This is a genomic window from Parvibaculum sp., from assembly GCF_039680535.1.
GTDB lineage: Bacteria > Pseudomonadota > Alphaproteobacteria > Parvibaculales > Parvibaculaceae > Parvibaculum.
Genome location: NZ_JBDKSS010000001.1, coordinates 129,100 through 152,393 on the forward strand (window position 1 = coordinate 129,100; position 23,294 = coordinate 152,393).

Annotated in this window: 16 protein-coding genes and 2 tRNA genes; 14 read left to right on the forward strand and 4 right to left on the reverse strand. The window is 60.7% G+C overall.

Features of this window, described 5'->3' with window-relative positions; all coding sequences use genetic code 11:
- Positions 1-12: 12 nt before the first annotated feature.
- Positions 13-378, reverse strand: a complete 366-nt coding sequence (locus ABFC66_RS00585; protein WP_346739014.1) for a hypothetical protein — start codon at positions 376-378, stop codon at positions 13-15.
- A 133-nt stretch (positions 379-511) separates the two neighbouring features.
- Between ABFC66_RS00585 and ABFC66_RS00590 the strand changes: the two genes are divergently transcribed.
- From ABFC66_RS00590 to ABFC66_RS00600, 3 genes are all read left to right on the forward strand, one after another.
- Positions 512-1,078 (forward strand): histidine phosphatase family protein, encoded by a 567-nt coding sequence (locus ABFC66_RS00590; RefSeq protein ID WP_346739015.1) that lies wholly within the window; start codon positions 512-514, stop codon positions 1,076-1,078.
- Positions 1,079-1,179: 101 nt separating this feature from the next.
- Positions 1,180-3,444, forward strand: coding sequence for an arylsulfatase (locus ABFC66_RS00595; RefSeq protein ID WP_346739016.1), 2,265 nt, complete (start codon positions 1,180-1,182; stop codon positions 3,442-3,444).
- Positions 3,445-3,510: 66 nt separating this feature from the next.
- On the forward strand, positions 3,511-5,004 hold the full coding sequence (locus ABFC66_RS00600) for an NAD(P)H-hydrate dehydratase (protein WP_346739017.1): 1,494 nt from the start codon (positions 3,511-3,513) through the stop codon (positions 5,002-5,004).
- A 730-nt stretch (positions 5,005-5,734) separates the two neighbouring features.
- Here the strand turns inward: ABFC66_RS00600 and ABFC66_RS00605 are convergent.
- Positions 5,735-7,051: a hypothetical protein gene (locus tag ABFC66_RS00605; protein ID WP_346739018.1), complete on the reverse strand. Its 1,317-nt coding sequence runs from the start codon at positions 7,049-7,051 to the stop codon at positions 5,735-5,737.
- Between the two features lie 790 nt (positions 7,052-7,841).
- Here ABFC66_RS00605 and ABFC66_RS00610 point away from each other — a divergent pair.
- Positions 7,842-8,597 (forward strand): recombinase family protein, encoded by a 756-nt coding sequence (locus ABFC66_RS00610; protein WP_346739019.1) that lies wholly within the window; start codon positions 7,842-7,844, stop codon positions 8,595-8,597.
- Positions 8,598-8,743: 146 nt separating this feature from the next.
- Here the strand turns inward: ABFC66_RS00610 and ABFC66_RS00615 are convergent, their stop codons facing one another.
- A complete protein-coding gene (locus ABFC66_RS00615; protein ID WP_346739020.1) occupies positions 8,744-9,796 on the reverse strand; it encodes a hypothetical protein in 1,053 nt (350 codons plus the stop codon).
- Between the two features lie 624 nt (positions 9,797-10,420).
- Between ABFC66_RS00615 and ABFC66_RS00620 the strand changes: the two genes are divergently transcribed.
- The 9 genes from ABFC66_RS00620 to ABFC66_RS00660 all read left to right on the forward strand — a co-directional run bounded on the left by ABFC66_RS00620 (position 10,421) and on the right by ABFC66_RS00660 (position 21,563).
- Positions 10,421-10,777, forward strand: coding sequence for a MarR family winged helix-turn-helix transcriptional regulator (locus tag ABFC66_RS00620; RefSeq protein ID WP_346739021.1), 357 nt, complete (start codon positions 10,421-10,423; stop codon positions 10,775-10,777).
- A gap of 1,081 nt (positions 10,778-11,858) precedes the next feature.
- A tRNA-Leu gene (locus ABFC66_RS00625) sits at positions 11,859-11,941 on the forward strand.
- Positions 11,942-12,009: 68 nt separating this feature from the next.
- Complete coding sequence (tig, locus tag ABFC66_RS00630) at positions 12,010-13,548, forward strand: trigger factor (RefSeq protein WP_346739022.1); 1,539 nt, start codon at positions 12,010-12,012, stop codon at positions 13,546-13,548.
- A gap of 508 nt (positions 13,549-14,056) precedes the next feature.
- Positions 14,057-15,187 carry a type III PLP-dependent enzyme gene (locus tag ABFC66_RS00635; RefSeq protein WP_346739048.1) on the forward strand — a complete coding sequence of 377 codons (1,131 nt, stop codon included), beginning with the start codon at positions 14,057-14,059 and terminating at the stop codon, positions 15,185-15,187.
- Positions 15,188-15,268: 81 nt separating this feature from the next.
- Positions 15,269-15,781: an N-acetyltransferase gene (locus ABFC66_RS00640; protein WP_346739023.1), complete on the forward strand. Its 513-nt coding sequence runs from the start codon at positions 15,269-15,271 to the stop codon at positions 15,779-15,781.
- 356 nt (positions 15,782-16,137) lie between these two features.
- Complete coding sequence (locus ABFC66_RS00645) at positions 16,138-16,761, forward strand: ATP-dependent Clp protease proteolytic subunit (protein WP_152216725.1); 624 nt, start codon at positions 16,138-16,140, stop codon at positions 16,759-16,761.
- 327 nt (positions 16,762-17,088) lie between these two features.
- Positions 17,089-18,354 carry an ATP-dependent Clp protease ATP-binding subunit ClpX gene (clpX, locus tag ABFC66_RS00650; protein WP_346739024.1) on the forward strand — a complete coding sequence of 422 codons (1,266 nt, stop codon included), beginning with the start codon at positions 17,089-17,091 and terminating at the stop codon, positions 18,352-18,354.
- Positions 18,355-18,665: 311 nt separating this feature from the next.
- Entirely contained in the window at positions 18,666-21,104 is a 2,439-nt protein-coding gene (lon, locus tag ABFC66_RS00655) for an endopeptidase La (RefSeq protein ID WP_346739025.1), read from the forward strand.
- A 150-nt stretch (positions 21,105-21,254) separates the two neighbouring features.
- Complete coding sequence (locus ABFC66_RS00660; protein ID WP_346739049.1) at positions 21,255-21,563, forward strand: HU family DNA-binding protein; 309 nt, start codon at positions 21,255-21,257, stop codon at positions 21,561-21,563.
- A gap of 82 nt (positions 21,564-21,645) precedes the next feature.
- Here the strand turns inward: ABFC66_RS00660 and ABFC66_RS00665 are convergent, their stop codons facing one another.
- Complete coding sequence (locus tag ABFC66_RS00665; RefSeq protein WP_346739026.1) at positions 21,646-22,878, reverse strand: MFS transporter; 1,233 nt, start codon at positions 22,876-22,878, stop codon at positions 21,646-21,648.
- A gap of 159 nt (positions 22,879-23,037) precedes the next feature.
- On the opposite strand from ABFC66_RS00665, the gene ABFC66_RS00670 reads away from it, so the two are divergent.
- Positions 23,038-23,110, forward strand: a tRNA-Val gene (locus tag ABFC66_RS00670).
- Positions 23,111-23,294: the final 184 nt, after the last annotated feature.

Here is a 23,294-nt window from a genome sequence, read left to right on the forward strand (position 1 = left end):
TTTTCTCTGGGTTCACCAGAACCAGGTATCGACGTTCTGGATCGGGCGCCCTTCGCCGGCGGCGATGAAACCCTTGATCGAGCGCACGAGAAACCAGATCGCGGTGGCGAGCAGAATGAACAAGCCGATGACGAAGAACAGCGAGAGCGCGCCCAGAACCGAGTAGAGCAGGCCGATCCAGAATGTGCGGATCTGCCATGTGTAATGGGATGCGGCGACGGCGCTCGCGGTGCCGCGCTTGAGATAGGCGTATATCAGGCCGCCAATGGCGGTGATGGCGAGAACGAAGCTCACAAAATAAAGAATATAGACAAGCTTTACGCCATCGAGGTCGCCGGCAGCAGGCTGAGGCGCGGGCTGGATCGAAGTATCGGTCATGCTGAAAATCCCATCGCGTGAATCATAATGGAAAACGCTAGCGGTTCAGGCGCGGTCTGACTATCCGTCTTGCAAATAACGTCCACCTCGCCGACAAGAACTCATCCGGAAAATCGAATGTGAGAGAAATGTCATGCCCCTGATCTACATGATCCGCCACGGCGAGGCGGCCTCTGGCTGGGATGCCGATATGGACCCCGGCCTGAGTGAAAAGGGTCGCGCCCAGTCCGAAGCCGTGGCGCGGGAAATCGAGGCGCGGGTCGGCAAGAAGTTGCCCCTGATCTCCTCGCCGCTGCGCCGCTGCCGCGAAACGGGCGAACCCCTTGCCAGGACCTGGGCGCAGGCGCCGCGGATAGATGAGCGCGTGGGCGAAATCCCGTCGCCGGTTCACGACCTCAAGACACGGGGCGAATGGCTGCGCGGCTTCATGGCGGGTTCGTGGTCCGACGCCGCTCCGCAGGGGGGCATCGACTTTCGGGCGTGGCGGCGGGGAGTGGCCGAGGCGCTGGCGGGTCTCACGGAGGATACAGTCATCTTCAGCCATTTCGTGGCCATCAATGCGGCGGCGGGCGCGGCGCTATCGGACGATCGGGTCATTCTGTTCAGGCCGGACAATTGTTCGGTCACCGTCTTCGAAGCGCGGGACGGCGGACTTTCTCTGGTCGAAATGGGCCGCGAGGGCGACACGAAGGTGAACTGATTGGCATTCCGCCAGGCGGAATTCTGACACTCTCCCTGTTGCGCTCGCTCCAGCCTGCTTTAATGTAAATCATTAGAGCAGGGCGCCTCAGGGAGAGAGACATGACTTACAAGCATCCGTCGGGTGAAGAATTTCACGGCGTGATCGGCCGTACCGTCTATGAGTCGACGCCCTGGTGGCCGGAACAGAAACTGAAGCCCGGCTCGCCCAATGTGGTCATGGTCGTCCTCGACGACACCGGCTTTTCGCATTTCGGCTGTTATGGCTCCTCGATCGCCACACCGAATATCGACGCGCTGGCGGAGAAGGGCGCCCGCTTCACGGGGTTCCACACCACCGCGCTCTGCTCGCCGACACGGGCCTGCCTGCTCACGGGCCGCAATCACCATGCGGTGGGAATGCGCGGCATTTCCAACTTCGACACCGGCTTTCCGAACATGCGCGGTTCGATCCCGAAAAGCGCCGCGACGCTTGCCGAGATCCTGCGCGATCAGGGCTACGCGACCTTCGCCGCCGGAAAGTGGCACCTCGCGCCCATGTCGGAATGCTCCGCAGCCGGACCGTTCACAAACTGGCCGCTGCAGAAAGGCTTCGACCGCTATTACGGCTTTCTTCAGGGCGAGACCGACCAGTTCCACCCCGAACTCACGCATGACAACCACTTTGTCGATGTGCCGAAAGGCGTGGAGGAGGGCTACCACTTCTCGGAAGATGTGGTGGACCGCGCATCGGGCATGGTGCGCGACCTGACCTCGCTGGTTCCTGAAAAGCCCTTCTTCCTTTATCTCGCCTTCGGCGCCATGCATGCGCCACATCAGGCGCCGCAATCCTATCTCGACAAGTATCGCGGAAAGTTCGACGCAGGCTGGGACGCGGTTCGCGCCGAATGGTTCGAGTGGCAGAAGGCACTCGGCGTCATCCCGCCCCAGACGAAGCTCGCGCCGCGCAATCCGGGCGTGAAGCCCTGGGAGGAACTGACGGCGAATGAAAAGGCTTTTGCCTGCCGCCTTCAGGAAGCCTTTGCGGCCATGCTCGAACACACCGACGCGCAGATCGGGCGGCTCATCGATTTTCTCAAGGGCATAGGCCAGTGGGAGAACACGGTCTTCATGGTGCTCTCCGACAATGGCGCGAGCCAGGAAGGCGGACAGACCGGCGTTCTCGACGAAATGAAATGGTTCAATCTCATGCAGGAGGATGTCAATGCCGCCGTCGAGCGCCTTGACGACATCGGCGGGCCGAACAGCCATTGCAACATTCCTTGGGGCTGGGCGCAGGTCGGCAACACGCCGCTCAAATGGTACAAGCAGAATACGCATGGCGGCGGCGTGCGCGATCCGCTGGTCATGCATTTCCCGAAGGGGCTGGAAGCGCCGGGCGCGATCCGCGCGCAGTTCTGCCACGCCATCGACATTGCGCCGACTGTGCTCGACATCATCGGCATTCCGGTGCCCGACGTGGTTGCTGGCGTGCCGCAGATGCCTGTGCATGGCGTCAGCCTCAAGCCCGCGCTTGCCGATCCGAAAGCGGAAATCCCGCGCGGTGCCCAGATGTTCGAGATGCTCGGCCATCGCGGCATCTGGAAGGATGGCTGGAAGGCCGTCACGCATCACGAGAACGGCAAGCCGTTCGACGAGGACAAGTGGGAGCTTTACAAGCTCAGCGAGGATTTCTCGGAATATGACGACCTTGCGGAGCGGGAGCCCGAACGCCTGAAGGAGATGATCGATCTTTGGTGGGCGGAGGCGGAGCGCCACGGCGCGTTGCCGCTCGACGATCGCGGCGCCTTCGCGCTCTTCGCCGCGTCGCGCCGACCGGGCATGCCGACCTCGCGAGGGCATTTCGTCTACTACCCGCCCGTTTCGCACATCGTAAGCGATGCCTGCCCGCCGGTGGCGCGCGGCTGGAAGATGGCGGCCAATATCGACCATCCGGCGAGCGGCGGCGACGGCGCGCTCGTTTCGCGCGGCAGCATCAACAGCGGCTTCGTTCTCTACATCAAGAACGGTCGGCCGCATTTCGACTACAACGCTTTCCATGAGCATACGCTGCTCGTCGGCAGGGAGGCGCTTCGCCCAGGCCCACGCAAGATCGAGTTGCATGTCGCGCGGCGGCAGGATGGCGGAGGCGACGTGTCGCTGCTTGTCGATGGCGCGGAAGTGGCGCATGGCAGCATCCCGAGGCTCCTCTTCCTCATCTCGAGCCTCGGCATGGATATCGGCCGCAGCGTCGCGCCCGTGAACGACGACTATGCCGAGCCCTTCGAATATGGCGGAAGGATTCACACCGTCACCTTCGACATCCCGCCGCTTGAACTCCGCGGCGAGGCCAAGGCGATCGTGAGAGCGGCGGAGGCGCAGCAATGAGGCGGCGTGGCCCTCTGCTTGATTTGCCTCATTGGCGACTCGCGCGTGGCGGCTATAGTGGCCCGCATGTTCGACACTCGTTTTGCACTTCTCTCCGTCGAGGAAATGACGCGCTCCGATCGGTTGACGATCGAGCGCGGCAAGCCCGGCATTGAACTTATGGAAAATACCGGGCGGCTGGTTGCCGACGCCGTGGCGGCGCGGTTTCCGTGCGGGCCGGTGTCGGTGCTCTGCGGGCCCGGGAACAATGGCGGCGACGCTTTCATCGCCGCTCGGCTGCTGCGTGATGCGGGCTGGACCGTCACGCTCTTTCTGCTGGGCGAGCGCGAGCGATTGACGGGCGATGCCGCCGAAGCGGCGCATCGTTGGGCGGGGCCGGTCCATCCACTGACCGCAGATGCGGCGGAGGGCGCGAGCCTCATTCTGGACGGGATTTTCGGCGCCGGGCTTTCGCGCGAAGTCACCGGCGTCGTCGCCGACCTGATCGGCCGCGTCAACGAAGCGAAGCTGCCGGTCGCGGCCATCGACGTGCCGACGGGTCTCGACGGCGAGACGGGCGAGGTGCGCGGAGCCGCTTTCGAAGCAAAGCTCACGGTCACCTTCTTCCGCAAGAAGCCCGGCCATGTGGTCTTTCCGGGACGCCGGCTTTGCGGCGAGCTTGTCGTGGGCGATATCGGAACGGCGGAAGGCGTGCTCGACGAGATCAAGCCGACGACATTCGAGAACGCGCCGGAGATATGGCGCGAGGCATTCCCGCGGCCCCAGGTCGAAGGGCACAAATATTCGCGCGGCCATGTGGTCGTCGTCTCCGGCGGGCCATCCACGACCGGCGCTGCGCGGCTCGCCGCTCGCGGTGCGCTACGGGCGGGGGCGGGCCTCGTCACCGTCGCTTCGCCGCCCAATGCGGTCGCCATCAATGCGGCGCAGCTGACATCCATCATGCTGAAGCCCGTCGCCGGGGCGGACTCTCTCGCCCGGCTTCTCGAGGACAAGCGCCTGAACGCCTGCCTCATCGGCCCGGGCTGCGGGATCGGCCCCTCGACCCGCGAAAATGTGCTGGCCGCGCTGCTCTCGGGCGCGTCGATGGTGCTCGACGCCGACGCGCTGACCTCCTTCATGGAAATCCCCCGCGACCTCTTCGTCGCCATCAAGGGCTATTTCGCCGGGCCGACCGTGCTGACCCCGCATGAGGGCGAGTTCCGGCGGCTGTTTCCGAACAATCTCGCCGGGGGCAAGCTCGCCCGGTCGCGGGCCGCGGCGGCGGAATCGGGCGCCGTGGTGGTCTTCAAAGGGCCCGATACCGTGATTGCGGCGCCGGATGGCCGGGCCGTGGTCAATACCAATGCCGGGCCCGAGCTGGCCACGGCGGGGAGCGGAGACGTTCTCGGCGGGATCATTCTCGGCCTCATGGCGCAGGGGGTGCCTGCTTTCGAGGCGGCTTCCATGGGCGTCTGGCTCCATGGAGAGGCCGGGCAGTACTATGGCATCGGCCTCATTTCCGAGGACTTGCCCGAGATGCTGCCGGCGGTTTACCGCGACCTCCTGCCGAAGCTTGGCTGAGGGCCCCGTCGGGCCTTGACTTCTCCTGAAAGAAGCCGCTCTTTCGCTGGTATTCCGGGGGGACGCTTGCTATAGAAGGCCCCGATTTGGACGTGGGCCTGCCTTCCGCGGCGTGCCTGCGCGGCCTTGCGGGCGTGGCGGAATTGGTAGACGCACCAGATTTAGGTTCTGTTGAATCTTAAGTCGGATCAACCGCTTAGGTCTGGTGCGGGTCTGTCCGGTGGGGCAGGCGGCACAGCTTGAAATCCTAAAACATGAAATACCTCAGGGGGTTAGAGCAATTCTGACCCCCTTCTTATTGTTGGGTCTCTCGCAATCGAAAAGCCCCTTACGGGTGTCGATCGGCCCAAGGGCGGAACTTTCCAACTTATCTAGGATCACGTTAAGACCGTCTCTGAGACAGCAGGGCTGTGTCGAGCAATTCTGAATTGATGTAGCCGATATCGCTTCTACATCTCGTTGACGCCGGTTCCTGAAACAGACACGCGCATTGCCTCTCAGGGCTCTAATTCAGGAAGTGGGCCCCGATGAGGATATCTGCCAAGGCGGGAGCCAGTGATCCTCCATTTCGCGAATTGCGATACGAAGCGACCAACTGCTTACGTTGAGCGATGGCCGAGGCGTCCCCCAATTGGCCTCGATCACTGGTCACAGAGATTGGCGAATGCTCATCCACTACGCTCGTCACAAGGCTGAGGACGTGGCACAAAAGCTCTCGAAACGTTCGACCCTAGGCAGCCAATGAGGCGTTGGACTCGACAACCACAAATGCTTCATTGCGTAGCCAACGTTCGAGCAGCCGCCTCATCCGCTCTGACGGAACATAAATCGTAATCGGCAGTCCATCCCGAATCCTAGACCGCCATATCCACTGAAGCATTTCGGAGAGTGCATAGAGGTCCTCGTTCGGCTGAACACCTCTTTCCTGAAAGTACCGCTTAAGCATCGGATGCATGAAGATGTTGACCGCATAAGCCAGAGCGGACTTGTGACGATATTTATTCATCGCTCTGGCGTTGCACGGAACAAATCCTTTCGTATACCCATCCCCCTTTAGATGCCTTTTCTGATCCTTAAAGCTCGTCCACATACGCTCAGAGACAGGTACTTTCGTCCCGTACTTGAAATACCGGTAGAGTGACCGCTTGAGTTGTTCCAGCTTGCTTTGACCGGTGCGCCGGAGCGAGGAGGCCTCTCTATCCAGCCAAGTAGCAGACAAGGGATTCGCTCGTCCACACGCGGCTCCGATGGAGTTCAGACCAGGGTCTTGAACAATCGTGATCAATTCCCGCAGCTTTGCCTTTTGCTGTCCAGTATCAACGTCGTCAGGTTCTACTAGCGCCCCGCCACGACCGATTGACATGAGCTTATAGTCCACGCCGTGAGCCTTAAGGTAACTCGCCATAGGGGAGCCCTCGAAGAGGTAGGTGCAAATGTAGACCTCCTTGAAGAGCGACAGTAACTCAGCAGGCAGCTCCCAGAAAAAGACGCCCTCATCGAGTTGGACGATGTTCCCTGAATCGCAGAGGTTTCGGATCGTCTCGAAACGACCTTTGTAATCTGGCCAATCCTTGTGGTTCCACCTGACCCGCTTCCTTCCATCGATGTAGACATGTCCCCCCTCAAACAGGGTCTTCCAATCTGCTGGGCTCACATCCTCGAAAGGCATGACGCATTCAAGGCACTCGTCCACTACCAGCGTGTAGTTACCCTCTTTCAGGGCATCGAAGGTCTCGTCATTGATCAATTTAAAGAGAGCATGGGTGGAAGCTATGTTTCGACGATCTCTAATGAGGTCATTCAGGTGTCGGAGCTTTTTTCCTCCTATAGGCTGCGGCTCAGCAAACTCCAGATGAGGACAAGCCTCCTTGATGCGCTGAGCCTCGTCCAAATAGACGCCGATATAGATAAAGGGCTCGGGGCTGAACGAAGGGTCGTCAAATGTGGCTGAAGCTTGCGTGAGATAACTCGCGTTCATGTAACTCGTGATGAAGGTGGTCTTACCACTGCCCATTAGGGCGTCTAGGACGATCACATTCGTCTTCATACGTATCTATTTATCCTTATGGTTGGGTTGGAGCAGACACGAACATGCGGGATCACGGGCCGAAGAAGACCCTTGTGAAGACCGGTTTCGGTGTCTGTTTGAGATTAGGCCTAAAGGGGCCCAAGGCAGCCTAGGCTTGGCTTTGCCCGACTAGACCACCTCTTATTTTCGTCGTTGATATCCGGCGGCAGAGGTCGCCCTTAGCCGAGCCGCTGAGCCACAGCCGATAAGATCAGAATTTAGCTATCCTCTCTTAAGGAACGGCGGCTCAACTCATTGATGATAATGATATTTTTTGACCGACTTACGATTTTCATAAAGTCGGTTTCGCGGCCTTCAGCCAACGCAAAGAACTTCTGTTGAACGGCTAGCTTTCAGCGTGTCTGTTGCGGGCAATCGGGTCAGCTAGGTTCAATTATTTCCACAACTTGATATTGTGGATAGTGAAACATGGTACGAATTGCGAACTGTAGCCGTTCTAACTTTGCCATAGCTCAACGGCCATTCTCCTCGGCTCTGATTAACAATCCGAGATTTACGTTCTTGTGTAGGTCTACCAGATGGCCCCAAAAATAAACCTAAGCCACTGCTTTACATAGATCATTCGCTCTCCGACACGGCTCTCAAGGCCATCCAGGCCCGGAAATCAGTTTAGACCACATTCAAAGGCGCTGATTTTGGCCACTCAAAGACACGCAGGTCACTCCGCGACGCCCACCCAAAGTCGGTATTGACCCGCGTCATCGGTTGTAACATTATAGTCAACGCTCATTGATTGGAATGTTACATAATGGCAAACGGCTCCTTCGTCGCTTACTACCGGGTCTCCACCACAAAGCAGGGCCAATCCGGCCTTGGCCTTGAGGCTCAAAAAGAAGCCGTAGCCAGGTATCTCAATGGCGGGCGATGGAAGCTCATAGCTGAGTTTGTGGAAGTGGAGAGCGGACGACGCAGAGACAGGCCAGAGCTTCAGCGAGCCTTAGCCGCTGCTCGTCTCCACAGGGTGCCCTTGGTTGTCGCCAAGGTGGACCGCCTGACCCGCTCCTCAGCCTTCTTGTCATTGCTCCTAGAGAGTGGCGTAGAGGTCCGCTTCTGTGATCTTCCTCAGATTGAGGGGGCCTATGGCAAGTTCATCCTTTCACAGATGGCCGCTGTAGCTGAGTTGGAAGCTGACCTTATCTCCGCTCGCACCAAGGCTGCTCTGGCCGCTGCCAAGGCGCGGGGAAAGAGGCTAGGCGGTAATCGGGGAGTAGAGCTTACAGACGCCATTAGGCAGGCTGGTAGGCAGGCTCAGGCCGACAAGGCCAAGTCTCGCGCTCAGGACCTCGCGCCGCTGATTGCTGAGCTACGAGACGCAGGCGTCACCTCACTTCGTGGCATTGCCCGAGAGTTGACCGAGCGGGGCATCTCGACGGCTAGAGGCAATGGCTGCAACTGGACGCCTGTGCAGGTGTCACGTGTACTGACGAGTCTTGGGGGGCTAACTCAATGGCCCGTCGGGTCCCCTTCAGTAGATGAGCCTCCTACGCTCCGGAAAGGGCGGTAGGCGGGGTATCCCTGCTAAGGGCGCTTCAAAAAAGAAATCCTAAAGTTGATTTTGGCGTTGTTGTTTATGTTCGACCTTGATGGGAAGATTGACTTGGTTGAAATCAGATTCCCTTGGGCTTCCTTTCTGAAGCGAATGATGGTCTATCAGTTGCCCAGAATCTCATGGCTTGCGTTGCGAATGCCATCGTTTACTTCGCGGGCAGAATTGTCGGGTTGATCACTATTGGCATCCTTTGAGATGCCAGCTACCGCAAAAACGTAAGCTCCGCCGCTCGGTCGCCGCATAACGGTGTAATTAATTGGAGTGGGAGTTCCACCAGCATTGCAAACCGTAAAAAGCTGTATCGCGGTTCCCTTGGAATTGTCTGAGGGAGTGACACCCGAAGCAAACTTTCCTTGGCAAGATCTGGCATCGCTCGCCAGTATGGATGCTTGCAGGTCTTGCACAGAGAACTTGGGGTCGCTGTAGACCTTAATGGTTCCAAGTAATCCTGGCGCAACCCATACCGCGTCCACGCCCTTCAACTCGGGTGGAACATTCGTTTCGCTTACCAATTGAAAGCCAGCAACGCCAGCTTGAGATAGTACGTTTGCTGCCAATGTAGCTGCCTCTGCGCGATAAGCATCGGAGGAAGCGGTGGCTGCGTTCGTGTCAGGAACAGCCGGCGCAAACGGATTTGTGTTAGGAGCCGGGATTGATGCTTGGGTCACATGTCGTTGGGTGCATTGTAGGATTTCTGCTAATGCTGCTCTGGTCCCTTTAAGCTGGAAATATAGGGTCTGACCGCTGGTCAATAGCGTTAGCAATCGCCCGCTCTGAAACTGGCGAAACAAGGCGCTGGTTGGCTGAAGTTCAATAGTCACTTGGTTAGGGTTTATTGCGATAGCCTTCGCTGTTCCCGATGGACCTCTATCGACCTGATAGCCGATATCATACTGAGCTCCGGCATTTAGTAGCCACGTTGAAGAGTTGAGGCCCATACGCCAGCCAAATTGCCGGTCGACCGCAAACAATAAGGTCACGCCGTTCTCGTAATTGGCAGACATCGCACAGTGACTGAATTGTCCGGTCTTATCGTCGGTATACGCACCCATATACCAACCCGCGTCCTGCCAACTCTCAATTGAGTTTGCGCGGGCTTCTGATGTCGTGAACAAAACTAGCGCCGCGATAATCAGGTATTTGGTGATCGACATAGTCCCCCCAAAAATATGAGGCACTTTCCTGCCTTGCTTTAGACGAAGGGCGTTCTTGGGGCGATGGAGGCTCAGCTTTGATGCTTCAGAAGCACATAAACCCCAGGGTCGAACTTCGAAGAATAAGCGCACAGTAAGCGACTACGATTGTGTATTTGCTGGTAATCGCACCAATGGTGGCGTTGCCACAGAAGTCGCGTCCATTAGATATTCGATGATCGTCTCGCAACAATTCAAGCAAATTAAGTCACTGAGCAGACATTTTGGCAAGGTGTGCAACTTTCCAACTGAGCCACACAAAGTGTGGAGAGTTTTTTGAACGTGCGGGGGCATTCGGAAATGGCGAGCCGTTTGGACTTTCGGAGGTTCAGGGTGATCAGCCTTTGGTGTTTTTGTTGCCCCATTGCCTATCCTGAAGGGCGGATCGTGCAATCCCGTTTCTAGTCGACCAAGAGAGTTCGGTGAAAGCGCTCTTGCACCGTGGTCGAGCTAATCCGCTTGGCAGGGGGCTAACACCACTTCTTTACAACACCATAGGGAACTGGTGACAAATAAGTAATATTGACAAAGTGGGAATAATGTCTATCTTGGTTCTACTGCCTGGATTAAACAAGGAGACCTATCATGGCTGAGTACCCTAATGACGACGATATGAAGTCCATACGAACCGCCTTCAAGCTGCTCACGGCGTTCAGGGAAATCTCCCCGACAATGCCGATCAGCCTCGCTACCACTTTCCTTACGGTGGCGATGAACGAGCATTCCAGTCTGACGGACCTTAACAGGCATTTGGACCTAAAGACCTCGACCCTTTCCCGTCATCTCCTCGACCTCGGAGTTCGTAACCGAAAGATGACCGAGGGGTTGGGCCTCATCGACTGCCGACAGGACCCGATGGAGCTTCGCAAGAACCAGTACACGCTTACCCCAAAGGGCCGGACCCTCCTCAGGAAGGTCCTAAAGCTGATCGAGAAGGACTGACCCAATGGCTATCTACCCGGACAAGAAGGACGGCAAGCTAACCGGAAGGTGGCGTGTCGAAGTCCAGAAGGACGGGCAGAGGGCTCGCGGACGCTTCAACACCCTAGCCGAAGCCAAGCAGGCCGAAGCCACTTGGGCCGCCCAATTCCCTGCCGAAAAGGCGAAGGTAAGGGATGACCAGAAGTCGGCCCCTAGGACCCTCTCAGCACTCGTTGAGAAGGCCAAGGGACGCCTTTGGGTGGGCAAGGCGTCAGAAGTCCAGTGCATTGCCCGTTGTGAGAAAGTGGTCTCGATCATAGGAAAGTCTACCTCGGTGGATGCCGTCTCGACCGAAACCATTGACGACCTTATTGATGCCCTTCGCATGGAGGGATTGGCTGACGGGACCATCAACCGTTACCTCAGCCACTTCCATAAGCTCCTTGCGTGGGGCAGAGAGCGCAACTACCGGACCACCTCCCTGCCTACCTTCCAGTGGCGGGACGAGGACGAAGGACGCATCCGGTGGATAACCCCTGATGAGGAAGCCACCCTGTACAGGCTCCTCCCGGCTGACATCTCTACGCTCGTAGGGGTGGCTATCCGAACGGGGTGCAGGCGAGGGGAGCTTCTTAATGTCGCCCTTGAGCAAGTCGAGGACGACTGGCTTCGCCTGTGGAGGACCAAGACCAAGAGCCCTAGGTCGGTCCCCTTGCAACCTGAGACGGCGGAAGCCCTCAGGTGGCTACTTAAGGTCGGCCTGCCGACACCCCATGAAATCCGTTACGCATGGGACAAGGCCAAGGAGACGATGGGCCTAAAGGAAGACAAGGAGTTCGTCTTCCATGCCTGCCGTCATACCTGTGCTACCCCCATGGTCCAAGCCAACGTCAACCTGAGGATCATCCAAAGGTGGATGGGGCATAAGCGGATCGAGACGACCCTACGCTATGCCCACGTCAACGATACGATGCTTTCGGACGCACTTAGAACCGTTCAAAAAGTGTCCCACCAGGATGTAGTACAAGTGAGACATCTTGCACCGTCCCCCACCGTGGGGTATGTGGGCTCCGATCAGGCGAAAAACCCTAGGAGCGGCCTTGCGGGCGTGGCGGAATTGGTAGACGCACCAGATTTAGGTTCTGGCGGGCAACCGTGGGGGTTCGAGTCCCTCCGCCCGCACCAGGCCGAAAAGCCAGCAATTACAATGGCCGGGACGACTAAACGGCCAAGCTGAAAGAACGGATTGCAAGATGCAGGTTACGGTAACGAGCGCGGACGGTCTGAAGCGCGAACTCTCGGTTCAGGTTCCGGCGAGCGATCTCGAGGCGCGTGTGAACGCGAAGCTCGATGAGATGAAAAATTCGGTCCGCCTCAAGGGCTTCCGCCCCGGCAAGGTTCCGGTCGCCCATCTTCGCAAGACCTTCGGCAAGCAGGTCATGAGCGAAGTGATTCAGGAGGCCGTCGGCGAAACCAGCCAGAAGGCGCTCGAAGAGCAGTCGCTGCGTCCGGCCCAGCAGCCTGAGATCAACCTCGAGGGCGAGATCGCTCCGGTGGTCGAAGGCAAGGCCGATCTCGCCTACAAGATGACCTTCGAGATCATCCCGCCCTTCGAGATGACCGACTTCGCGAAGCTCGAAGTCGAGCGTCCGGTCGCCGAAGTGAGCGATGCGGATGTCGATGAGGCTCTGCAGCGCCTAGCCGAGAACCAGAAGAACTTTGCGCCGAAGGCCGAAGGCGCCGCCGCGGACGAGGGCGATCTCCTGACCATCGACTTCCTTGGCCGCATCGACGGCGTCGCCTTCGAGGGCGGCACGGCGGCGGACGCCAAGCTTGAAATCGGTTCGGGCCGTTTCATCCCCGGCTTCGAAGACCAGCTCAAGGGCGCCAAGGCGGGCGACAAGGTTGAGGTGAAGGTCGCCTTCCCGGCCGATTACGGCGCGGAGAACCTCGCCGGCAAGGACGCCGTGTTCGACGTCACGGTGAAGGGCATCGAGGCCCCGGCGGAAGCCAAGGTCGATGACGAGTTCGCCAAGCGTTTCGGCTTCGACGCGCTGGACAAGCTGCGTGAAGCCATGCAGCAGCAGATCAAGGCCGACTTCGCGAACATGTCGCGCATGCATCTGAAGCGGTCGCTTCTCGACGCGCTGGACGCAGCCCACAGCTTCGAGCTGCCGCCCTCCATGGTCGAGCAGGAGTTCAACCAGATCTGGTCGCAGTTCGAGCACGAGCTGCAGCACCAGGGCAAGACGGCCGCCGATCTGGAAGAGCCGGAAGAAAAGGTCCGCGACGAGTATCGCAAGATCGCCGAGCGCCGCGTCCGCCTCGGCCTCGTGCTCGCGGAAGTCGGCGAGCGGAACAAGATCACCGTCACCGAGCAGGAGCTGGGCCAGTCGCTCGCCGAGCGCGCCCGCCAGTTCCCCGGCCAGGAGCGTCAGGTCTACGAGTTCTACCAGCGCAACCCGCAGGCGATCGCCGAGCTGCGCGCGCCGATCTTCGAAGAGAAGGTGATCGATTTCATCACCGAACTGGCGAAGGTGACCGACAAGGTCGTGTCGCGTGACGATCTGTTCGCCGACCCGGATGCCGACGAGCACGAGCATCACCATCATGATCACGATCATGATCACGATCACGACCATGGTCATCATCACCACGACCATGATCACGATCACGACCATGATCACGGCGAGGCGAAGCCGGCCAAGAAGAAGGCCGCAGCCAAGGCCGAGGGCGAAGAGAAGAAGCCCGCCGCCAAGAAGGCAGCGCCCAAGAAGAAAAAGGAAGACTGAGCCGAGGCTCGGTTTTCGGATGAAAGGCCCGGATCACCTCCGGGCCTTTTTCTTTGGCCGGAGGATGCCGCTCCGCGCATGCCGGACGGCTCCGGCGCACCTGGAGATCGATCCTTTCCGGATTGTGACGAAAGGGTGGCGGAGGCCCTGACGCCACAGCGCGAAAAAACTTTAGGCAGCCTGCAAAAAACTATTGCACGGACTCGGCGATGTCCCTATGTGTGCGCCCACATGACGCACACGCACGTGCCGCTGGCCCATAGTTGGTTTATGCAACGACGGAAGCGTCCTTTTTGATCACTCCGGCACTGCCGGGTCTTAAAGGGTGTTGACGATGTTCGCTTCCGAGCCGGGCCGCCGTGCCCGTTCGCGCCTCTCCACGAAATCCGAAATTGCGACCAAGCCGATCGGCGAGGCCTCGCATGCCACGACGAAGCCCGCGCCTCGCCGCAAGGCGAAGCTTGCGCTCGTTCCCCGCGATGCCGAAATGCCGGCAGAGCGCGGCGGCATGCCGCCCAAGATCGCGCGCTTCCTCGAGACTGCCGAGCTTCCCTCGCCCTGCCTCGTGGTCGACGTCGACATCGTCGCGCATAACTGGCTGGAGCTTTCGCGCTCGCTGCCCAAGGCGCGCATCTTCTATGCTGTGAAGGCCAACCCGGCGAACGAGATCGTCTCGCGCCTGGCGCGCCTCGGCTCCTGCTTCGACACGGCCAGCATGGGCGAGATCGATCTCTGCCTGCGCCACCGCGTTTCGCCGGACCGCATCTCATTCGGCAACACCATCAAGAAGGAGCGCGACATCGCGGCCGCCTTCGCGAAGGGCGTGCGCCTCTATGCCTTCGACTCGGAATCGGAACTCGAGAAGATCGCCCGTTCGGCGCCCGGCTCGAAGGTCTATTGCCGTGTACTGATGGAATGCGAAGGCGCCGAATGGCCGCTGTCGCGCAAGTTCGGTTGCGAGCCCGAGATGGCCGCCGACCTGCTGGTGCGCGCCCGCGAACTCGGCCTCGACGCCTATGGCGTGTCGTTCCATGTGGGTTCGCAGCAGACGGACCTGACCCAGTACGACAAGGCGCTGGTGCAGGCCTCCGCGCTTTTCGACGCGCTGGCCGAGCGCGGCATCGAGCTCAAGCTTGTCAACATGGGCGGCGGCTTCCCGTCGCGCTATCGCACCGATGTGCCCTCGATCGAGGCCTATGGCGCCGCGATCCGCGAGGCGCTGACGCGCCGCTTCGGTGATCGCCAGCCGGACGTCATCGTCGAGCCGGGCCGTGGCATCGTGGGCGACGCGGGCGTCATCCAGTCGGAAGTCGTGCTCGTCTCCGAGAAGGGCGGCAGCGACCAGCGACGATGGGTGTATCTCGACGTGGGCAAGTTCCACGGTCTCGCCGAGACGATGGACGAGGCGATCAAGTATCGGCTCCTCACGCCGCATGATGGCGGCGAGACGGCGCCGGTGGTTCTCGCCGGACCGACCTGCGACAGCGCCGACATTCTCTACGAGAAGGCGGACTATCGCCTTCCGACGGCACTGAAGGCGGGTGACAAGGTCTGCATCCTCGCCACGGGCGCTTACACGACGACCTATTCGGCCGTCGCGTTCAACGGCTTCCCGCCGCTCGCCAGCATCTGCATCTGAGCGACGGGCTTCATCACAGCAATCGGACTTGAGGGGCAGGGCGCGCGGAAAGCCGCGCCGCCCGCCCGGATGGAGTCGTCCATGAATATCGTCGTCGAAACTCCCGCCCATGAGGCGGCAGTGGAAAAGATGGTCGCCGATGCCTTTGGCCCGGACCGTTTTGCGAAGACGGTTTACCGGCTGCGCGATGGTGTGGCGCCGATCCCCTCGCTCTCGCTTGTCATGCTGGATGGCGAGGAAGTGGTCGGTACGCTGCGCTTCTGGCCGGTCGCAATCGGCGGTGCGACGCCCGCGCTTCTGCTCGGGCCGCTCGTCGCCGCCGCCGACCGGCAGGGGCAGGGCATCGGCAGCAAGTTGATGGAGGCGGGTCTTGCCCGCGCCGAGGCCGAGGGCCACCGCATCGTCGTTCTGGTCGGCGACGAGCCTTACTACGCCCGCTTCGGCTTCACCCGGGCGCTTGCCCGGCGGCTCAAGCTGCCCGGCTGGGTGGACAGGAAGCGCTTCCTCGCGCGGGAACTGGTCGCAGGAGCCATGCGAGGTGTCGGCGGCATGATCGGTCGCCCTGGCGAAGCGGCGGACCTGATGGCCGCCTGACGTTGCAGCATCCGCCCCGGAGGCCCAAAGGCCCCGGCGTGGCGGATCTGCCGAGCGTGCGCGGGGAATGGGCTGAAATCCTTCCCCGCGCACCTCTTGAACTCCGCAAAAGCAGGAATCGGGCGCGCCGAGGCGGGGGGTTCCGCTTGCCGGCCAGGCCGTTATGGCGGCCCCTAGGCGGCTTGTGGGGGATGAAATGCGGAGAGGCTCGCCTTATATGGGCTCTACGCTATTATGAATGCACCAGCCATTTACCGAATCCCGTTATGCCCTTATGAGCAATATGGCGGTTACTGACCCCGCCGGCGAAGGCAAAGACGTGGCTTCGACCGGTCCGCTGACCTTCAGGAGAGAGAATGAGAGATCCCCTCGATACCTACATGAATCTCGTGCCGATGGTGGTCGAGCAGACCAACAGGGGTGAGCGCGCTTACGACATCTTCTCGCGCCTGCTGAAAGAGCGCATCGTCTTCATCGCCGGCCCGTTCGAGGACGGCATGGCGACGCTCGTGACGGCGCAGCTTCTCTTCCTCGAAGCCGAGAATCCGAAGAAGGAAATCTGGATGTACATCAACTCGCCGGGGGGCATCGTGACCTCCGGCCTGGCGATCTACGATACCATCCAGCATATCCGCCCGCCCGTGGCGACGGTCTGCCTTGGCCAAGCGGCATCGATGGGTTCGCTGATCCTCGCCGCTGGCGCGAAGGACATGCGCTATGCGCTGCCGCATTCGCGCATCATGGTTCACCAGCCTTCCGGCGGTTTCCAGGGGCAGGCGACGGACATCGAAATCCACGCCCGCGAGACCCTCGCGATCCGTGAAAAGCTGAACAACATCTATGTGAAGCACACGGGCCGGAGCCTGAAGGAAGTTCAGGACGCGCTGGAACGCGACAATTTCATGAGCCCGGAGCGGGCGCAGGAATTCGGCATCGTCGATCATGTCGGCGTGCCGCGCAGCGACGAAGCCCCGAAATAACACCGAAGCGAAGCGGGCCGGGCAATGCGGGCTCTTTTGCCGCAACGCCCGGTCGGCCGGTGTCTCCCGCAGGTAGCTGCAAATCGCCGCTAACTGCCTGTTTTGCGGGCAGTTTGGTGCTTTCGCGTCCTGTAAATTGTAATGAAATCTTGATCCCTCGACGAATAACATGTTCGTATGTCGACGAGGTGACGGGTCCTGGATCCGGTTGAGTCTCTCAAACGTAATGAGAGACAAGGGTTTAAGATCCGGCGCCGCCGGCAGGCATGAACGATGCAGGGATCGCGGCGATCCGGTCGACTGCCGGCAGAAGCCTAAGGAGTTCCAATGAGCAAGGTGAGCGGCGGCGACTCCAAGAATACGCTTTACTGTTCCTTCTGCGGCAAGAGCCAGCATGAGGTCCGGAAGCTTATTGCGGGGCCGACCGTTTTTATCTGCGACGAGTGCGTCGAACTGTGCATGGACATCATTCGCGAGGAGAACAAATCCTCGCTGGTGAAGTCGCGCGATGGCGTTCCGACGCCGCAGGAGATCTGCAAGGTTCTCGACGACTATGTGATCGGGCAGTCCCACGCCAAGCGCGTGCTGGCGGTGGCGGTGCACAACCACTACAAGCGCCTGAACCACGCGGCGAAGAACAACGACGTCGAACTGGCGAAGTCCAACATCCTTCTCATCGGCCCGACGGGCTGCGGCAAGACCCTGCTCGCGCAGACGCTCGCCCGCATCCTCGACGTGCCGTTCACCATGGCCGACGCGACCACGCTCACGGAAGCAGGCTATGTCGGTGAGGACGTCGAAAACATCATTCTGAAGCTGCTCCAGTCGGCCGACTACAATGTCGAACGGGCGCAGCGCGGCATCGTCTATATCGACGAGGTCGACAAGATCAGCCGCAAGTCCGACAACCCGTCGATCACGCGCGACGTGTCGGGCGAAGGCGTGCAGCAGGCCCTTCTGAAGATCATGGAAGGCACGGTTGCCTCCGTGCCGCCGCAGGGTGGGCGCAAGCATCCGCAGCAGGAATTCCTGCAGGTCGATACGACGAACATCCTCTTCATCTGCGGCGGCGCTTTCGCCGGGCTGGAGAAGATCATCGCCGGTCGTGGCAAGGGCCAGGGCATCGGGTTCGGCGCCACTGTCCGCACCGTCGAGGATCGCCGCACCGGCGATGTGCTCAAGGAACTCGAACCCGAGGATCTGCTGAAGTTCGGCCTGATCCCGGAATTCGTGGGCCGCATGCCGGTGCTCGCCACGCTCGAGGACCTCGACGAAGCGGCGCTCATGCAGATCCTGATCGAGCCGAAGAACGCGCTCGTGAAGCAGTATGAGCGGCTCTTCGAGATGGAGAACGTGAAGCTCACCTTCTCCGAGGAAGCGCTTCGCTCCATCTCCCGCAAGGCCATCGAGCGCAAGACTGGCGCCCGCGGCCTTCGATCCATCATGGAGGCGATCCTGCTCGACACGATGTTCGAACTGCCGACGCTGGAAGGCGTGGGCGAGGTCGTCATCAGTGCCGAAGTGGTCGAGGGCAAGGCCCGTCCGCTCTACATCTACGCGGAACGCAAGGGTGACGTTGGGACAAGCGCCTGACGCTTCGCTCCGTTGCGTGCGCCACAATTGAACAGTCCCTTTGGAGCCGTTCAAAAAGCGAATTGGGGTGGCCTTGAAAGCGGAAGCTTTCAGGGCCATTTTCCTTTCAACAAGGCCAATTCCGGCCGCGCCATGTGGTGCCGGGGCCAGGCCTTCCAGTGAAACCGGTCAAGGCCTCGCCGCAGTGATAGCAGGCGCTTCAAACCCGAATCTGGTTATGTTGGATATGGTCCCGTCGCTCAGCATTCGTTCAGTTTCGAATGCTAGGGTCGAGCGTCGCCACGGGCGTTTTGTGAAAGCAGGTACCGCGAATGACCGATAAGACCGAGCAGAAAAACAAGACCGAGGAGCAGGGCGGACCGCTCGTGCTGCCGGTGTTGCCGCTGCGCGATATCGTCGTTTTCCCGCACATGATCGTTCCGCTCTTTGTTGGACGCGAGAAGTCGGTGCGTGCGCTCGAGAACGTCATGCAGGACGACAAGCAGATTCTGCTCGTCGCCCAGAAGAACGCCGCCGACGACAATCCGGAAATCGCCGACATCTACGAAGTGGGCACCATCGGCTCCGTGCTGCAGCTTCTGAAGCTGCCGGATGGAACGGTGAAGGTTCTCGTGGAAGGCGTGCGGCGCGCCCGCGTGTCGAACTACACGGACAATGACCAGTTCTTCGAAGCCAATGTCGAGCCGATCGAGGAAGCCGAGACCGACAGCGAGCAGCTCGAGGCGCTGTCGCGTTCCGTCGTCTCGCAGTTCGAAGGCTATGTGAAGCTCAACAAGAAGGTGCCGCCCGAGGTGCTCGGTTCGGTCAGCCAGATCGATGAGCCGGCAAAGCTCGCCGATACGATTGCGAGCCACATCAACATCAAGATCGCCGAGAAGCAGGAGCTTCTCGAACTGCCGTCGGTCGCCGACCGGCTGGAGCGCGTCTACTCGCTGATGGAAGGCGAGATCAGCGTGCTGCAGGTGGAGAAGCGCATCCGCTCGCGCGTGAAGCGCCAGATGGAGAAGACGCAGCGCGAGTACTATCTGAACGAGCAGCTGAAGGCCATTCAGAAGGAACTCGGCGACGGCGAGGACGGCAAGGACGATCTGCGCGAACTCGACGAACGCATCCAGAAGACGAAGCTGTCGAAGGATGCGCGCGAGAAGGCGCTGGCCGAGCTGAAGAAGCTGAAGCAGATGAGCCCGATGTCGGCGGAAGCCACCGTCGTGCGCAACTATCTCGACTGGCTGCTTTCGGTTCCGTGGAACAAGAAGAGCCGCGTCAAGAAGGACCTCGTCAACGCGCAGGAGATCCTCGACGCTGATCACTTCGGCCTCGACAAGGTCAAGGAGCGCATCGTCGAGTACCTCGCCGTGCAGAGCCGCGCGAACAAGCTGAAGGGGCCGATCCTCTGCCTCGTCGGCCCGCCCGGCGTCGGCAAGACCTCGCTCGGCAAGTCGATCGCCAAGGCGACCGGCCGCGACTTCGTGCGCATGTCGCTGGGCGGCGTGCGTGACGAGGCCGAGATCCGCGGTCACCGCCGCACCTATATCGGCTCGATGCCCGGCAAGGTCATCCAGTCAATGAAGAAGGTGAAGCACACGAACCCGCTCTTCCTGCTCGACGAGATCGACAAGATGGGCGCGGACTTCCGTGGCGATCCTTCGGCGGCCTTGCTCGAGGTGCTCGATCCAGAGCAGAACAACGCTTTTGCGGACCACTACCTGGAGGTCGATTACGACCTTTCGGATGTGATGTTCGTGACGACCGCGAATACGCTGAACATCCCCGGTCCGCTGATGGACCGTATGGAGATCATCCGTATCGCCGGTTACACCGAGGATGAGAAGGTCGAGATTTCGCGTCGTCACCTGATCTCGAAGGCGCTCGAAGCCCATGGGCTGCGCAGCGGCGAGTGGTCGATCGACGATGCGGCGCTGCGTCAGTTGATCCGCGTCTATACGCGGGAAGCGGGCGTCCGCAGCCTTGAGCGCGAGATCAGCAATCTCGCCCGCAAGGCGGTGAAGGAGATCCTGACTTCGGACAAGAAGTCGATCACCGTCACGCTCGACAACATCGAGCAGTATGCCGGCGTTCCGAAGTATCGCTATGGCGAGGCGGAAGGCGAAGATCAGGTCGGCGTGGTCACGGGTCTTGCCTGGACCGAGGTCGGCGGCGAATTGCTGACGATCGAAGGCGTCATGATGCCCGGCAAGGGCCGCATGACGGTTACGGGCAACCTGCGCGACGTGATGAAGGAATCGATCTCTGCCGCGAACTCCTATGTTCGCTCGCGGGCGACGCATTTCGGCATCGAGCCGCCCATGTTCGAGCGCAAGGACATCCATGTGCACGTGCCGGAAGGCGCGACGCCCAAGGACGGTCCGTCGGCCGGCGTCGCCATGACGACGGCTATCGTCTCGGTCATGACCGGCATCCCGGTCCGTAAGGATGTGGCGATGACGGGCGAGATCACGCTGCGCGGTCGGGTCCTCCCGATCGGCGGGTTGAAGGAGAAGCTCCTGGCGGCGCTTCGCGGCGGCATCAAGAAGGTGCTGATCCCGCAGGACAATGCCAAGGATCTGGCCGACATCCCGGACAACGTGAAGAACGCGCTCGAGATCGTGCCGGTCTCGACCGCCGGCGAGGTGCTGCGGAACGCGCTGACGCGCATGCCGGAGCCCATCGAATGGGACGAGGCAGCCTATGCCGCCCAGCAGGCGGCGGAGCGGCGCGGCGAGACCAGCGAGCCCGTCGTGGCGCACTGACCTGCTCCGCAAGGGAGCAACGCTATGGAACGGGGGCCTTCGGGCCCCCGTTTTCGTATCGAGCATGTCTAAAATATCGCAGATTTCCGCAGTTTTTGCTTTGACCCCGTCTTTGGGCGGCGGGTAAAGTCGCGAATATCGCGCTGGAGCATTTCCGCGCGATCGCATCCAAAGGGGCCTGACGTGAATAAGAACGATCTCATTGCAGAAGTGGCGGACCGGACCGGTCTCTCCAGGGCCGATGCGACCAAGGCCGTCGATTACGTTTTCGACACGATTACGGACGCGCTGAAAAAGGGCGACGAAGTGCGCCTGGTCGGATTCGGCACCTTCACCGTGTCGGCTCGCGCCGCCACCGAAGGCCGCAACCCGCGCACCGGCGAAACGATCAAGATCCCGGCCTCCAAGCAGCCCAAGTTCAAGGCGGGCAAGGGGCTCAAGGACGCCGTGAACGCCTGATCGGCAACCTGCCGGGAAGCTTGTAGCGAGTTTCGAGGCCAGTCGCCCGTAAGGGTGGCTGGCCTCTTTCATTTCGCGAGGCTCACTCGCCCTGGCGAGGATCGAGCTTGGCGGGTTCGGTCGTCGTCGAAGGGAAGGGCATGGCGACGAAATCGCCGCGCCGGGCGCCGCCATGCGATGCGGTCGCCATGCGAATCGCCGTGAAGGCCGCAAAGACGACATGGACGGCGGCTGCGAACATGAAGATGAAGGACATGCCCAGGCGCTCAGTGCCCATGGAGGCCGCGAACGGGCCGACAACGGCGCCGACCGCATAAGCCAGCAGCAGGGCGCTGGAGACGCCGACGAAGCTTTCCTGACCCGCATGGTCGTTCGTATGGGCGACGCAGACCGAATAGAGCGTCAGCGCGAAGCAGCCAAAGACGAAGCCCGCAGCCAGCAGCAGCCATTCTGCGCCGATACCGCGGGCGGCGATGAGCCCGCCCTCGGCGAGGGCGGAGCCAAGGCTCAGGCCAAGGATGATTCGCCGCCGGTCCATTCTGTCGGAATAGCGGCCGATGGGAATCTGCGCGGCCGCCCCACCCAGAATTGCCGCGGTCATGAAGAGCGAGACGCCGGCGACGTCGAGGCCGCTGTCATGGGCAAACACAGGGCCGAGGGTCCAGAAGGGTGAATTGGTGAGCCCGACGACGAGACAGCCGAGAAAGCCGACCGGCGAAAGCCGGAAGACGGCAGGGATGTCGACGCGCGTCGAGGCGATGGGCGCGGGCTGGTCCGAGGTCGTCATGGAAATCGGAACGAGCGCCAGCGAGGTGAGGATCGAGCAGAGGACGAAAAGCGTGAATTCCGCGGGATCGGCCGTGTTGAGCATCAGCTGGCCGAGCGTCAGCGAGGTGAAGTTGACGACCAGATAGACCGCGAACAGGCGGCCGCGGGTCGCATTGGTCGCCCGCTCGTTGATCCAGCTTTCGATGACCATGTATAGGCCGGCGAAGCAGAAGCCCGTCAGGCCGCGCATGAGCGCCCAGGCGACGGGATTGACCGTCAGCGCGTGAACCAGCGGCGCAATGGCCGCAAGCGCGCCCAGGGCCGCGAAGCTGCGGATATGTCCGGCGCGGCGCACGATGAATGGCCCGAGCACACAGCCCGCCATGAAGCCCGCGAAATAGACGCTGCCGATGAAGCCGACCGTTGTGGTCGCGAAATGCTCGATATTGGCGCGGATGGGTATGAGCGTCCCCAGGAGCCCATTTCCGATAAGAAGGATCGAGGTGGCGAGAAGCAGGGAGAATACGGGGGCGAGGGTCCGGCTCAATTTTGCACCAGGGGGGCGGCGTTTGGCGCCCTGAAGGTCGGGCGGGTATCTCAACAATCGGGCCTCGCCATGCGGAAAGCAACGCACGGGGCCCGGCTTTCGTGTGGCAGGGATTGAAATAAGCTTACCCATCCGATAGGACTTCGCGCGAGCCGGACAGGGCGGTTAGCTCAGTTGGTAGAGCGCCTCGTTTACACCGAGGATGTCGGGAGTTCGAGTCTCTCACCGCCCACCGGGTTTCCCCACTAATTGCAATTCGAAGATCCCTTTGCCGTCCGCTGTCTTTCAGCTGGGGCAGAATGGTCCACGGTGATTGGCCGCTCGTCCTTCTGGACACGGGGCGTGCTTGATTTCTTGGCCATCGGCGCCGCGAATGCCGGAGGAATATCCGATGCACTTGGCGGCGCCCTTGTTCC